The sequence below is a fragment of the Glutamicibacter sp. AGC84 genome (assembly GCF_053543575.1).
This window is the reverse complement of sequence record NZ_JBLVOC010000027.1, coordinates 385,335-398,858: the sequence shown is the minus strand read 5'-3', so window position 1 is coordinate 398,858 and position 13,524 is coordinate 385,335. Positions and strand designations below refer to the sequence as shown.

General features: G+C 59.7%; 11 protein-coding genes and 1 pseudogene. 7 read left to right on the top strand and 5 right to left on the bottom strand.

What is annotated here, in order from left to right:
- Nucleotides 1-29: 29 nt before the first annotated feature.
- From ACNPN0_RS18255 to ACNPN0_RS18245, 3 genes are all read right to left on the bottom strand, one after another.
- On the bottom strand, nt 30-2,375 hold the full coding sequence (locus ACNPN0_RS18255) for a transglutaminase family protein (RefSeq protein ID WP_448937567.1): 2,346 nt from the start codon (nt 2,373-2,375) through the stop codon (nt 30-32).
- A gap of 80 nt (nt 2,376-2,455) precedes the next feature.
- Nucleotides 2,456-3,772, bottom strand: a complete 1,317-nt coding sequence (locus ACNPN0_RS18250) for a DUF58 domain-containing protein (RefSeq protein ID WP_448937568.1) — start codon at nt 3,770-3,772, stop codon at nt 2,456-2,458.
- Nucleotides 3,773-3,781: 9 nt separating this feature from the next.
- Nucleotides 3,782-4,744, bottom strand: coding sequence for an AAA family ATPase (locus tag ACNPN0_RS18245; RefSeq protein ID WP_105657479.1), 963 nt, complete (start codon nt 4,742-4,744; stop codon nt 3,782-3,784).
- Nucleotides 4,745-4,953: 209 nt separating this feature from the next.
- On the opposite strand from ACNPN0_RS18245, the gene ACNPN0_RS18240 reads away from it, so the two are divergent.
- The 7 genes from ACNPN0_RS18240 (at nt 4,954) to ACNPN0_RS18210 (ending at nt 11,508) form a co-directional block, all read left to right on the top strand.
- A complete protein-coding gene (locus ACNPN0_RS18240; protein WP_105657480.1) occupies nt 4,954-5,910 on the top strand; it encodes a TatD family hydrolase in 957 nt (318 codons plus the stop codon).
- Nucleotides 5,911-6,168: 258 nt separating this feature from the next.
- Complete coding sequence (locus tag ACNPN0_RS18235; protein WP_105657481.1) at nt 6,169-7,335, top strand: resuscitation-promoting factor; 1,167 nt, start codon at nt 6,169-6,171, stop codon at nt 7,333-7,335.
- A gap of 100 nt (nt 7,336-7,435) precedes the next feature.
- Nucleotides 7,436-8,320 (top strand): 16S rRNA (adenine(1518)-N(6)/adenine(1519)-N(6))-dimethyltransferase RsmA, encoded by an 885-nt coding sequence (gene rsmA / locus ACNPN0_RS18230; protein WP_105657482.1) that lies wholly within the window; start codon nt 7,436-7,438, stop codon nt 8,318-8,320.
- Between the two features lie 2 nt (nt 8,321-8,322).
- Entirely contained in the window at nt 8,323-9,255 is a 933-nt protein-coding gene (locus ACNPN0_RS18225) for a 4-(cytidine 5'-diphospho)-2-C-methyl-D-erythritol kinase (protein WP_105657483.1), read from the top strand.
- Between the two features lie 154 nt (nt 9,256-9,409).
- Nucleotides 9,410-10,780 (top strand): NAD(P)/FAD-dependent oxidoreductase, encoded by a 1,371-nt coding sequence (locus tag ACNPN0_RS18220; protein WP_448937569.1) that lies wholly within the window; start codon nt 9,410-9,412, stop codon nt 10,778-10,780.
- A gap of 31 nt (nt 10,781-10,811) precedes the next feature.
- Nucleotides 10,812-10,991, top strand: a complete 180-nt coding sequence (locus tag ACNPN0_RS18215) for a hypothetical protein (RefSeq protein ID WP_434691891.1) — start codon at nt 10,812-10,814, stop codon at nt 10,989-10,991.
- A 16-nt stretch (nt 10,992-11,007) separates the two neighbouring features.
- Complete coding sequence (locus tag ACNPN0_RS18210; protein WP_105657485.1) at nt 11,008-11,508, top strand: GNAT family N-acetyltransferase; 501 nt, start codon at nt 11,008-11,010, stop codon at nt 11,506-11,508.
- On the opposite strand, the gene ACNPN0_RS18205 is transcribed toward ACNPN0_RS18210, so the two are convergent.
- Both ACNPN0_RS18205 and ACNPN0_RS18200 read right to left on the bottom strand, forming a co-directional pair.
- Entirely contained in the window at nt 11,495-11,773 is a 279-nt protein-coding gene (locus ACNPN0_RS18205) for an antibiotic biosynthesis monooxygenase (protein WP_434691888.1), read from the bottom strand. The two genes, ACNPN0_RS18210 and ACNPN0_RS18205, sit on opposite strands and share 14 nt — an antisense overlap.
- A gap of 185 nt (nt 11,774-11,958) precedes the next feature.
- Nucleotides 11,959-12,501, bottom strand: a pseudogene (locus ACNPN0_RS18200) (LysR substrate-binding domain-containing protein); the annotation flags it as partial.
- Nucleotides 12,502-13,524: the final 1,023 nt, after the last annotated feature.

Sequence of the window (13,524 nt, the reverse complement as noted above, 5' to 3'; positions counted from 1 at the left end):
GGGGGGCCCTTGGCCGGTTAAACCAATGGCTACATGTCGATTCGCGTGGATTCTTCCGAGCGCGAATGACGCGGGTGCACCGAAGCAGGGAACAAGAATGCCCTGATTCGTTGGATAAAGGACAGCTCGCCGCGCAAATTGCCCTGGATCGCGTGCAAGGCGTCAAGCAGCGGAGCGGCATCATCAGCGCTGGGATGCCTGTTGGCGTAGAAGCTCTCTTGGATGACAGTTTTCAGGGACTGCAAATCCTTGGCGACTTGGGGATGGTCTTCGCCCAGCCGGGTAGTGTAGTCACCGGCCGACTCGTGGCTGCCGGCCGGCCCCCGGTAATCGGCCCCAATAGCCTGCAGCTCGGCCAGCAGAGCTGGAGCGGCATCAGCGCCGCCACGGCGCACGCGTCCTAGCCGCTCCTCACGCAGGCGATGGCGACGCCACGGAGCAACTCCCAGTGCGAGGAAGGCCAGCAACAGGACCGCTGGCAACAGCCACACTGCCTTTGCGCCCTGGGTCCCAGAATCTGCGGACGGTGCCGGCGCAGAAGGCGCGGCGCTGGCCGGTAGGCTCGGGTTGCCGCGCTCGGTGGGCACTTGGGGTGCAGTGCTTTCTTGCGGGTTCGACGTAGGAGTTGGTTCCGGCGCGTAACTTGGCGAGTAGCCCCGACCCGGGGTGGGCTCGAACGGAATCCAACCCAGCCCGTTCAAATACAATTCTGGCCACGCGTGGGACTGTTTCCCGCTGACGGTATATCCGGTGAGCTCGGTACCTTCTTCCAGGCGCCGTTCCAGCATGCTCTGGGCGGTGTCCCCGGTGATTTCGAGAGTGTCTCCGCTGGCTTCACCGGGTGCATACCCCACGGCAATGCGCGAAGGGATTCCGGCTTCACGAGCCAGCAGGGCCATCGCCGAGGCGAAGTGCACGCAATACCCCTGGCGCCGGGCCAGGAATGCTTCGACAACTCGACGATTGGCCCCGTCGTAGCCTTCGCGCAGCGGGGTGCGTTCGGAGTACACGAAATTCCCGGAACGGAAGAAATGCTGCAAAGCCACGGCGGTATCAATGTCGTTGGCAGGCTTCCCCTTTTTGCCGAAAACCTCATCGAGGGTTTGCTGCAGCAACGGTTCCAATCCGTTGTCAGGATCCTGCGGAAGACGCAGGTATTCTTCGGGCAGCTGGTCGCTGGCGTCGAATCCCATGTGCCCAACGTTGCGGACCATTTGCGTGCTGATGGCCAAATCCGCGTAGGCCACTGAAATGTCGTTGGTCGATGCCATGGCGTCGCCAGTGAGCCTAGCCACCGAGGTCTCGTAGGTCCAGTTCCAATCCCCGACGATGCCCTGCACGAAATAGGATTGGTTGGGCAAAGGGAGGACCGGACTGCTGATGCCATCAGGCCAAGTCATTCGCAAGACTTCATCGGTGCTGTTGAACGTGCTGAAATTCGTTGACACCGCGGAGGTGCCATCAAGCGTGTGCTGCATGGAGCTTTCGCTTGGTTCCCAGCGGTCTGCGGACAGATCCTTGATCACCTGAGTGCGCAGGTAAGGCGCTTCTTCAGCAGTTGTGTAGTAGTCCAGGATGGGAACACCGCTGTTCGAGCGGAGGTCTCTTCCGAGGTTGATCAGCGGATCGACATTGCTGGCCAGCAGATCACCCGAAGGACGTTGCCCTTCGGAGAACATGCCGCTGCGGAAACCAGGCATCCAGATGCTGGCCGCCAAGAGGGCACCGACACAGGCCATCACGCTGACACCCAGAATTCCCAGCGTCCTGGGCGCGGGAAGCATCACTTGGGAATGCTTGGAAGATGCAGGGGCAAAGAGATACGGAATCAGCGCAATATAGCCGAGCACTGCCGACAACAGCAGCGCGAGATAGCCAATTCCGGCGCCTTCCTGCTTGAACAGCGACGCGATGATCGGCGCCAGGGACAAGGGAATGATGATCAGCATGGCCATGCGCCGCGAGCTGGCCAGCATTTCCACGATCAGGCTGATTGCCAAAGTGAAGCACAATACGCTGAAAGCCACAGAGCGGGAATTGGCTACCGGCGGCACCTGGGTAGCTAGCTGGATTCCCGCTTCACCAAGCACATTCCACACCCATTGGGCGAGAGGCAAACCGTAGATGTTGCTTTCCCGGGCATCGCTGAGCGCAATGGATGCCACGGCGACGATTGCCGCAGCAGGAACAGCGCTCCAGCGCAAGCGGCGGACTGCGCGCAGCAGACCGGCGCACAGGTGCACGGCGAAGACCGGGAGGACCAAGGCCGGGAACCAGCTGGAGCCTTCAATGACCCCGGACAGCGAGGCGGCACCCGCTAATACAGCGACTGCAAGGCAGCAGACAGCAGCAACCCGCACGAGCAGAAGCCGCATCGCGGGAGCCGAGCCACCGCTCGGGTCCGGATTTTCAGGAGTCGGGGCTAGAGTGTTTGCCCCAGCACGGCCAGCGCTCATTATCCCCACATCTCGTCTATCGCCATATCGCCGGGAAGAATGTGCACTTTCCAGCTGGTGCGAGCCAATTCAAGTTGTATCTGCCGATAGCGTTCAGGGTGGCTGACCAGCAGGAAAACCTCGACATTGCGCACGGTGCGCGAGAGCGTAGCCAGCCAAGCTGCCTGCGGCGCAGTGAGCTCTCCGAGGATCATGATGACCGGTTCTTCGCGGAACACCAAGAGCTCCTTGCGCAGGGTATTGCCCAGAATCTCGGAACCGTTGGCTTCAACTGTTCCGTTGGCCAAGGCCAGGTCCGAAGTTGCGGCATGGAAGTCTTCAAAACTGTTCAGCGCGCCGAGCTCGGAGACGCTTTGCGGGTCCCGTTGCGCCAACGAGGCCCCGGTGAGGTCCCGGAAGGCGAGCTGGTAGCCGCTAGTGGCATATCTCAGGCCGATGCTGCTGGCCAACGACAACGCATTTTCAAAGCGGCGGCTGCTGGTGAGTGCCTCCGCGTGAGCCTGCGGCAACGAGATCCTCAGATCCGATCCGCTGTGATTCCAATGCTCGAAGGAAGTGTCCAGGACCAGGAGCGCCTGCGCGGTTGCCACGTGGTTTTCCTGGCGGACCATGAGCTTTCCGTGCCGGGCGCTGGCTTTCCAGTGCACCTGGCGAACGGAGTCGCCTTGCTGGTAGTCGCGCGTCGCGACATCGTAGTAGTCGGTGGTGGTGCTCCTGGAGAATTTCGCATCGCCAGTGAGCGTTCGTTCGCCGAGCGGGGCGAAACGATCCAACCGGTGCAATTGGGAACGCACGGGGATCTGCAGGCTCGCTCCGGTGCGCACCATTCCCTGTATCAGCCCCAGAGGGTCCACGACTATTTGCTGGGCTGGTCCCACAAGGTGGATCCCGCGTGTGCGGAACACCAATTCGTATTCGATTGAACCCGGGGCCTGGAATCGTGGGCCGGGTCCGAAATCCTCCGGCAATTGTTCCTGGATGATGGAACGCTCAGCACACGACAAGCGGAACTTGCTGACCTCGCCAACGCTGGGAACCGCCGAGAGCAGCTCCCGGTGGATAATCGTGCGTCCGCGCAGGCGCAAGGCCAAACCCCAGTTCGCCAAAGCCAACGCCACCAGGGCCAGGCCCAAAGCCATCATTTCGTGCCGGCCCAGGAGATATGCCACGAACACCAGCAGGCCGCCAGCTCCGGCAGTGCACCAACCGCGCACGGTGAACAGGTCAAGGTGCCAACGCCGCAGGGCTGTCGCCGAATTTTCGGTGCGCGTCCAGGAGAGGGCATCGCGCGAATCGTAGCGGGGAATCTTCTCCATGGCTGCCCGTTAGCTCACTGGGGTGCTGGCAACAAGCTCTTGGATCACGGCGCTGGCATCCAAGCCGTCCGCAACCGCTCGCCGGGTCAGGATCAACCGGTGGTTCAGCACCATCTGGGCCACGCTGCGAACGTCTTCTGGCAAGACGTGGTCGCGTCCATGAATCGCGGCATGGGCTTTGGCCGCGCGAACCCACTGAATCAGTGCGCGAGGCGAGGCCCCCAGCGCCACCTGCGGGTGCTCGCGTGTGGCTCGGCCCAGATCCACCACGTAGGCGCCTAGCCGTTCTGTGACCGTCACCGCTTTAACCTGCTCAATCATGTATCCCAGATCAGCCAGCTGCACCACGGCTTGCAGTGCTTCCAATGGGTCGAACTGGTGCCGGCCGGTGAGCATGGTGATTTCGGCATCGCGTTGTGGGTAACCCAGCGAAAGCCGTGCCATGAATCGGTCACGCTGTGCCTCGGGCAGGGCGAATGTGCCCTCGGATTCCACCGGGTTCTGCGTGGCCACGACCATGAAAGGCTGCTCCAGCCGATGGGTGATCGAATCGACGGTGACTTGCTTTTCTTCCATGCATTCCAGCAATGCCGACTGGGTCTTGGCATTCGCACGATTGATTTCATCGGCGATGACTATATTGGCGAAGACCGGTCCGGGATGGAAAGTGAATTCGTGAGTCTGCGGGGAGTAAACCGAGACACCGGTGACGTCACTGGGCAAAAGGTCCGGGGTGAACTGGATGCGGTGCACCGAACCATTGACGCTGCGCGCCAATGACTTGGCCAGCATGGTCTTACCGACCCCGGGAACGTCTTCCACCAGCAGGTGGCCCTGTGCCAGCAGAACCGTCAATGCGCTAGTCACCGCCTCCGGCTTGCCGGTGATGACGCTCTGGACAGCATCGAAAATGCGCTGGCAATTGGACTGGAATGCCGAATCAAGCGACGGCACTGTTCGGTTTGCACTCATGCGCGGTTCCTCCTGAAGAACGAATCGTTGGCAAGATCGATCGCCGCGGCATTCATTCAATTGGGTCTTGCATCACATCATATGGGGATCTTTTGTCCAGCAACAGAGCCTAACTACCGGGAGCTGAGCACCTGATTGTCGTTGCTACCCCTAGTGGTGCCACAATTAACCACAGATTCGATCCCAGTATTCACGCGCAAAGGATAACCGTGTCCAAGAAGAAGCACACTGATCCCACCCTGGTTCCCGAGGCCTACCGCCCGACGGAGCAAGCCGCTGCAGCAGAGCAGGGGGAGCGGTCGCGTGCTTCTGGCAATGAAAAGGGCGGAAGCCAGCGCAATTTGCAGTACCCGGAAGCGCCAGAAGCGCTTCCAGTGCCAGTGGTCGATAACCATACGCATCTGGATTTCCTTGACGGAACTGTGAAGGTCACGGCTGCCGATGCCCTGGCGGCGGCGGCAGCTGTTGGCGTGAAAGGGCTGATCCAGGTCGGCTGCGACGTGGAGTCATCGGAATACGCGGTCCAGGTAGCTAACGAGTACTCGAATATCCTGGCCGCGGTAGCCATTCACCCCAACGATGCCGCGCGTCTGGCTGAACGCGGGGAGCTGGAAGGAGCGATCGCGCGGATCGAAGAACTTGCCGCGGATCCGCGGGTGCGTGCAATTGGCGAAACCGGGTTGGACTACTTCCGTACCGGTGAAGACGGACGGGGCGCCCAGGAGCATTCCTTCCGGGAGCATCTGCGCATTGCGGTGGAGCAGGGCAAGGCCCTGCAGATCCATGACCGGGATGCCCATGAGGACGTGGTCCGCGTGCTCAAGGACGCGCCATTGCCGGGGAAAGTGGTCTTCCACTGCTTCTCTGGGGACGCGGCATTAGCCCGGATCTGCAACGACAACGGCTGGTACATGTCGTTCTCTGGAACTGTGACATTCAAGAATTCGCATGATCTTCGCGAGGCCTTGGCGCTGGCGGATCCAGAACTGCTTCTGGTAGAAACCGACGCACCGTTCTTGACGCCGCACCCCTTCCGGGGCCGCCCGAACGCCAGCTACATGATTCCATACACGACTAGGTTCTTGGCGGAAACCAAGGGGATCGATCTGGCTGAATTCTGCACCCGGATCGATGCGAATACGCGAGAAGTGTACGGAGAATTCTAGACCCGGAGGTTGTGTGTCTCGTTACAGGACACTTGCCACAAATATAACAATTCGGTTACGGTGGATGAGATGTCCGGTACCGCCCCCGCCTATTTTCGGCACGGTGTGTTCAGGACAGCCTGATCCTCACGCCTTGCTGCAAGTGGAAACACGGCGCAACTTTGACTGAAGGACAGGCAGCGAACACTGCCGGGCCCAACCGGAGATCCTGACAGGATTCCCGCAGTTGGGTCTACAAACGATGGGGACCTCATTACCGTGACTCACTTGCTCAAGAAGACCTGGGTGAAATACCTGGCTCAGGCGCTCGCCGTAGCTGTGGTTATTGCCGGTGCTGTTTTCTATATTTCTGGCCAGAAATCGGTCGTCATGTCGGTGGACGGCCAGCGCCAGGAAATCACCACCCGTGCTGCCACCGTTGGCGCACTGCTGGAACAGCAGGACGTTGCCTTGGCTGAGCGCGACGAGATCTCCGCAGCACTGGATTCCGAGCTTGCCGACCAGCAGCTTGTTGATATCAAGCGCAACAAGTCGATCGAAGTAACCGTGGATGGCACCGAGCGCGTTGTGCACACTACCGGCATGACCGTTGCCGACGTGGTTGAACAGCTCGACCTGGATAAGGATTCCGAGGTTTCCCTCGATGAGGACATGCAGCTCGCAGCCTTGAGCGATGAATTGGAAGTCATCACGCCCAAGGAAATGACCCTGGTCGTCAAGGACAAGAAGAAGAAAATCGCAACGACTGCTTTGACCGTCAAGCAATTGCTTGCCGACGAGAAGATCAAGGTCGACGGCAACGACGAAATCAACGTCAAGATCAAGGACGAAACCGACAAGGACGTCAAGGACAGCGTCAAGCTGGCCGCGGGCACCACTGTCGAGGTGATCGACGTAACGGTCAAGACGTGGGACGAAACGCGCGACATCGACTTCGAGACCAAGAAGGTCAAGGACAGCTCGTTGGATAAGGGCGACACCGAGGTCAAGACCGAAGGCAAGAAGGGCGAGCGTGAGCTGACCCTGCGCCAGGAAACCCGCAACGGCAAGAAGGGCGAGGAAGAAGTCCTCAAGTCCAAGGTCACCAAGAAGCCCGTTGCCGAGGAAATCCGTGTTGGCACCAAGGAAGAGAAGAAGGAAACTTCAACTTCCAAGAACACTCCAACCCCGAGCAGCATCTCCTCGACTTGGGCTGCCCTGGCCAAGTGCGAATCCGGTGGCAACTGGTCGATCAACACCGGCAACGGCTACTACGGCGGACTGCAGTTCTCTGCATCGTCGTGGCGCAATGTGGGTGGCACCAAGTACGCACCGCTGCCGCACCAGGCGACTCCGCAGGAGCAGATCGCTGCAGCTGAAGTGCTGCGTCGATCAGGCGGCTGGGGCCACTGGCCATCGTGCTCGTCCAAGCTGGGCCTGCGCTAAAAGCAAAAGCCGAATAACAACGCGACGCGTCCACCATCACGGTGGATGCGTCGCGTTGTTATGTTTGGATCAATCTAGCTGAACTAGAATTGGATTTGTGATGTCTAAGGAATCTTTGCCGCTGCTTGGGGCCACCGAAATCCGTCGTCTGGCCGAAGAGCTGGGAATCCGCCCTACCAAGACGCTGGGGCAGAACTTTGTGATCGATGGGAACACCATCCGCCGCATTGTCGCCGCCGCCAAAGTCGACCCATCCGAAACAGTGCTGGAAGTAGGCCCGGGCCTAGGTTCCCTGACCCTGGGCATCATGGATGCCGCCGCCAAGGTCGTTGCTGTGGAGATCGATCCACCCCTGGCAAAACGACTGCCGCAGACCATGGCCGAGTTCCGCCCTGGCCGAGAAGACGATCTGACCGTGATCCTTTCCGACGCCATGAAGGTCACCGAACTTCCCGGCGAGCCAACCTCGCTGGTCGCCAACCTCCCGTATAACGTTGCCGTCCCGGTAGTGCTGCACCTGCTGGAGCACTTCCCTTCCATCCGCAATGGCTTGGTCATGGTGCAGGACGAAGTTGCCGACCGGATGGCCGCCACCCCGGGCAATAAGATCTATGGCGTCCCATCGGTGAAGGGCGCCTGGTACGGAACCATGCGCAAGGCCGGCGTGATCGGCATGAACGTCTTCTGGCCAGCGCCGAAGATCCACTCCGGCCTGGTGGGGTTCACCCGCGACAAGGACCGCAGCGACGCCCCGGATCGCAAGGAAGTCTTCGCCATCATCGATGCAGCCTTCGCCCAGCGCCGCAAGACGCTGCGTGCTGCCCTCTCCGGCTGGGCAGGCTCCGGTGCTCGTGCCGAACAGATCCTGGTAGCAGCGGGCATTGATCCGAAGGAACGCGGCGAGAAGCTGGATATTGACCAGTACATCGACATTGCCCGTGCCGCACAGGATATTCCCGCTGAAGCTCCAGCTAGCGAGGCATAAGCATGTCTAAGCAGCGTGTCATCGCGACCGCACCGGGCAAAATCAACTGCTACTTCAAGGTCGGTCCTCCTCGCGAAGACGGATACCACGAAGTGGCGAGCCTCTACGTCGCGGTCTCCCTGGCCGAGCAGATTGAAGCGACGCTGCGCACCGACGGGGAATTGCAGCTGAGCCTGGAACCGAATTCCCCTGTGGTCTCCGAACCGGAAAGCTTTCCGCTGGGTGCAGGCAATCTGGTGCACCAGGCAGCCCAGCTGCTTCGCGAGCACACGGGCTGCAGCCTCGGAGCGAACCTGCACATCACCAAGCGCGTCCCGATCGCCGGCGGAATGGGTGGAGGCTCTGCAGACGCGGCGGCCACCCTGGTAGCCTGCAACGAATTGTGGGGAACCGGGCTGGACCGGGAAGAACTCGGCCGCTTGGGCGCACGCCTCGGTGCTGACGTGCCTTTCGCCTTGATGGGCGGGGCCGCCATCGGCCTGGGCATCGGCGACAAGCTTGCCCCGTTGCTGACTCGTGCCAAGACCCATTGGGTGCTGATCCCGGCCAGCTTTGGCCTGTCGACCCCGCGAGTCTATGGCATGCTCGATCGCTTGCGTTCCGGCACGGAGATCGAAGTCCCGCAGGAAATCGATCCAGCGGTCATCGAAGCGCTGATGGCTTCGGACGCGCCAGCGTTGGCCCAGGTACTGGCCAATGACCTGACCCAGGCTTCCTTGGCCCTTGCCCCGGAACTAGGCACCATGCGCGATATGGCAGAAGGCGCCGGTGCCCTGCGAGCCATGGTTTCCGGTTCGGGGCCGACCTTGGCTCTGCTGGTCGAAGATGCCGAGCATGCTGAAGAGGTCATGGCCCAATTGGGCGATGAGGTGGGCGTCGCTACCATCCCGGTGACCGCTCCAGCGCCCGGAGCGCACATCACCGTTTCCGAATAATTTTTCCGGAAGTCCCTGTCTGGCCTTGGGCCGGGCAGGGATTTCCTGCATCATTTTCCGCCACCCCTCTTGTTGCGCCCTGGGCCCGGCCCTAGGCTGAATCCCAAAGCAATTATTGAGAGCCATTCATTTTGGATCTGGGGCGGAATACAACATGCTCAATGGACACGTTTCGCACTGGTGGGAAGACATCGGCCTGCCAGAGCCACGCCAGCAATTACGCGGTCAGGGCACCGCAGATGTCGCCATCATCGGTGCCGGGTTCACCGGACTGTGGACCGCCTATTACCTGGCCAAGGCCAACCCGGATCTTCGCATCACGATCCTCGAAGCCCGGCACGTGGGCTACGGCGCATCGGGGCGCAATGGGGGATGGCTGACCAACACCATCACCGCTGGCCGCGAACGCTACCTGAAATCCCATGGCAGGCAAGCAGTCAATGACTTCCAGCTGGCCATGAACCGGACCGTCGCCGAGGTCATCGAGGTGTGCGCTGCCGAGGGGATCGATGCAGATATCCTGCAGGGCGGCGAACTCGAAGTTGCCTACACCCCTGCCCAGGAAAAGCGCTTGCGCGCCGATGCCATGGCCGACGCGCAATGGGAACACACGCACACCGAACTGCTTGAAGCCGAGGCAGCGCAAGGCAAGATCAACGTCGCCAATGCCCGGGCCGGGCTGTGGCATCCGCACGCGGCCAGAATCCATCCTGCAAAATTGGTACGCGGACTCGTCGAAGCCGTGGAGCGGCTCGGCGTACGGATCTATGAAAACACCCGTGCCACCACACTGCGCGCACGCCGCATCGAATTCGACGGTGGGTCATTGGACGCCGAGTACATCATCCGTGCCACCGAAGGGTTTACTGCCGGGCTAGCAGGACACAAGCGCTTGGGGCTCCCGATGAATTCGTCCTTGATTGCCACCGAACCGCTAGCTCCATCCATCTGGGACGAACTGGCATGGAACAACGGCGAGGTGCTGGGGGACTACGCCCACGTCTACATGTATGCCCAGCGCACCGCGGATAACCGCATTGCCATTGGAGGCCGGGGAGTGCCGTATAAATATGGTTCGCGCACGGATGCCGATGGCCAGACGCCGCAAAGCACCGTGGAGGGACTGCAGGAAATCCTGCACCGCATGTTCCCGCAGACTCGGAATTCGAGAATCGATCATGCCTGGTCCGGGGTACTGGGCGTGCCGCGGGACTGGGCCGCTACCGTCGGGCTGGACCCGGCGGCCGGACTGGGCTGGGCCGGCGGCTATGTCGGCACCGGGGTCGGCGCAGCGAACCTGGCCGGACGAACCTTGCGCGACTTGATCCTCGGGGAAAGCACTGAATTGGCCAATCTGCCGTGGGTCAATCACCAGGTGCGCAAATGGGAGCCGGAACCACTGCGCTGGCTGGCAACCAAGGGGCTCTATGCAGCCTATGGTGCCGCAGATCGAAGCGAACTGAAGGGGCGGGGGAGCTCCTCGCCGCTGGCCGTGCTGGCCGATAGAATCACCGGAAAGCCTTGAGCGCTGGCACACTGGGGAATAGGCTGTGGCCATGGGACTTGATAAACGTGGAATCTATGTGTGCGCATTCGCACTTGTGCTCATTATTTCTGGCGTCTTTATGATCACGCTGATGCAGGCCGGAATTCTTGGCTGGGCACTGCAAGCGGCCGGAATCTTCGTCATGGCCATCTCGGTGGGTGCTGCGCGTACGCCCAGGGCCCGTGCCTGAGGTGCGCGAGGAGCCCATGAGCGCCTGCAGCTTGTCGGCACGCGGCCAGAACTACCTCCTGCGCGAAGCACGGGCTACGGATCTTGAACAGATCATTGCCTTGATGGCAGATGATGAGATCCGTCGTGCAGAGCATGCGGACGCTGGGGACGCCGGGGAACAGTATCTGGAGGCTTTCAACGAGATTCACGCAGACCCAGCGCATACGCTGATCGTGGTGGAGGGCAATGACGGAGCCATTGCCGGCACGATGCAGCTGACCATGTTGCCGGGTCTTGCGCGCAGGGGAGCGAAGCGGATGCAGATCGAGGCAGTGCGCGTGGCCAGCGCATTGCGCGGCGGTGGCCTGGGAACGGAAATGATCCGCTGGGCCATTTCCGAAGCCGAAAGCAAGAGAATTCCGCTGGTCCAGCTGACAAGCGACGCGCAACGCCAGGACGCGCACCGCTTTTACGAGGGGCTAGGATTTACCGCGTCGCATGTGGGCTTCAAAATGCACCTGGCTATAAGCCCTTGATCTTGTAGATTCGTTGCAATCCGGAGGTCGTCTGGCCCCATTCGCTCTTCGCGGCCCGCTGCTGGTGGGCCTCGAAAGCGGCACTGTCTTCGAATTCCTCGTGCACCAGCCAGACCCAGGGATCGCCGGTTTGCGTGACAGAGAAAGAAATGCAGCCGTCTTCCGCCTTGGTGAGGCGTATATGATCCGGCAGCAATTTCTCCACCAATTCAGCCTCAGCCGCGTCCGCGCACAGCAACCGGCCCTCCATGATCACAATTCCCATGTTCGCCAGTCTGCCACGATCTTGAGTGGATTGGGGAAAAATCACAGTAAAGGAGATGGCCCGGAAACCAGTATTTCCGGGAATTCTTTTTGGCCGACTTACGCAGGTGTGATTGTTAGCTTCGTTTGACGGTTAAGTCGTAACTTCGATTGGCGGCTTTCCAGCAACGAGGCGGATATGAACCACTAAAGTTCACCTCCTGGCGGATTGGCTGCGGCATAGCTTACGACGGCTTGAGCTGCGGCCTGGACGGCTGCTCGTGTTTGCCGTTGAGACACCAGCCACATCGCAATCTCGAGCGGGAGGCCAAGTATTGGCCGCCAACGCCAACCAGGCAACTGGCGTTGGGCTGTCATCTGGCTGACCAGCGCCACACCGGCATCTGCAACCTCCGCACTTGCCCTGGCGTGTTCAACGAACTGCGCAAACTGCCACTTTGGCTGCACGCCCGCCTCCAAGGCACTGCCGAGAATCCCCTCCTGTTGCGGCGTCGGCACCTGATCCCGCGAGTGGATAAGCACACGAACGCCGTCCAAGGAGGGCACAGTCAGCTCGGCCTCATGCATGAGCGCCGAACCAGGTCGTATGGCCAGGCCAAAGGCTTCCTGGCGTAGCTTCCACGAGGCGTATTCGTCAGGGGGTTGCTGATGGAGCATCGCCAAGTTTTGCCTGCCCTCACGAAGCATGCGTAATTGAACGGAGCTGTTGGCTTCGATCAAGGTCGGAGTGCAGGCTGGCGCAAGGGACGCACCGCCGAAGACGCAGCACGCCTGGTCGGGTGGAGCCGTGCCACGTTCTACCGTCATCTCGGTGATCCAGGGATAAACACGGGCACAGAGTAACTTTTCAATTCACAAATGCATGCAAGTATTCACATCGACCGAAATTCCAAGTCAGCAAGGTCTCGCAACGGGCTTGTACGCACGACTAGATGTTGCTACTTGAAGCCCATGGTTGCGAGACTTTCGAAGCGTTGAATTTTCAGTGCTTTTGATGCGGGAGCGGTGTTCGAAGAGACGTCTTGCAACCTATTGGTTACAAGACATGTCGCCGAATGTATTTACCTTGTTTGTCTTCTTATTTAGGTAGCCCCCGGGTCTATGAAAAAAGCAACCGTTGCATCGAGGGGTTCACTTAGAATCAGCCCATTGCATTCGACGATCGAGTGGCAGATGCAGTCGTCAGCAGTAAGGCGCTTTTAGAGGTGCCGGAAATTAAGAAACCCGCCGGATGCCGGCGAACAGCCTTTGTACGCGTACTTGGCCACGAGGGATTTATTAAATAACTGAGTCAGCAATAACTGTGTCAGCGGAAATGATCGACCTAGCACTCGTGAGTTAGAGATTTAGCGCTCATGGGTTAGAAAGGGTGAATTTTGGGGTGAATTTAACCCGTGAGCCGACGAAAGGTTATTTTCAGTTGGACACTCTTGAAGTACTTGCAGTTCTGTGAAGATGGTAGATAATTCATGAGCTCCAAATTGGGAAGAATCGCATCACTTCTGACGCGTGATTATTTCACCTTCCCTTCGTGCTCCAGTGTCACGAAAAGTGAAATCCTCTGGCGCGAATGACTTCAATTGCTACTCACCGAGAGAGCTGTTCTAAATATAGCCATGTCAAAATCATTTTCCAATGCCAAATTTAGTAAGGTATGAAAATTTTCAAATCGAAACGCGTACTTGGCTCAGCATGAATGTACCTGAGAGAGAATAGCGATCTTCGATCATAAAATCCGTGGTTGCGAGCTTC

What these genes read in the sequence shown, in the direction of transcription:
- ACNPN0_RS18255 (WP_448937567.1), bottom strand. Translation starts at nt 2,375, where the DNA reads ATGCGGCTTCTGCTCGTGCGGGTTGCTGCTGTCTGCTGCCTTGCAGTC.
- ACNPN0_RS18205 (WP_434691888.1), bottom strand. Translation starts at nt 11,773, where the DNA reads ATGGGAATTGTGATCATGGAGGGCCGGTTGCTGTGCGCGGACGCGGCT.
- rsmA (WP_105657482.1), top strand. Translation starts at nt 7,436, where the DNA reads ATGTCTAAGGAATCTTTGCCGCTGCTTGGGGCCACCGAAATCCGTCGT.
- ACNPN0_RS18215 (WP_434691891.1), top strand. Translation starts at nt 10,812, where the DNA reads ATGGGACTTGATAAACGTGGAATCTATGTGTGCGCATTCGCACTTGTG.
- ACNPN0_RS18225 (WP_105657483.1), top strand. Translation starts at nt 8,323, where the DNA reads ATGTCTAAGCAGCGTGTCATCGCGACCGCACCGGGCAAAATCAACTGC.
- ACNPN0_RS18245 (WP_105657479.1), bottom strand. Translation starts at nt 4,744, where the DNA reads ATGAGTGCAAACCGAACAGTGCCGTCGCTTGATTCGGCATTCCAGTCC.
- ACNPN0_RS18250 (WP_448937568.1), bottom strand. Translation starts at nt 3,772, where the DNA reads ATGGAGAAGATTCCCCGCTACGATTCGCGCGATGCCCTCTCCTGGACG.
- ACNPN0_RS18210 (WP_105657485.1), top strand. Translation starts at nt 11,008, where the DNA reads ATGAGCGCCTGCAGCTTGTCGGCACGCGGCCAGAACTACCTCCTGCGC.
- ACNPN0_RS18220 (WP_448937569.1), top strand. Translation starts at nt 9,410, where the DNA reads ATGCTCAATGGACACGTTTCGCACTGGTGGGAAGACATCGGCCTGCCA.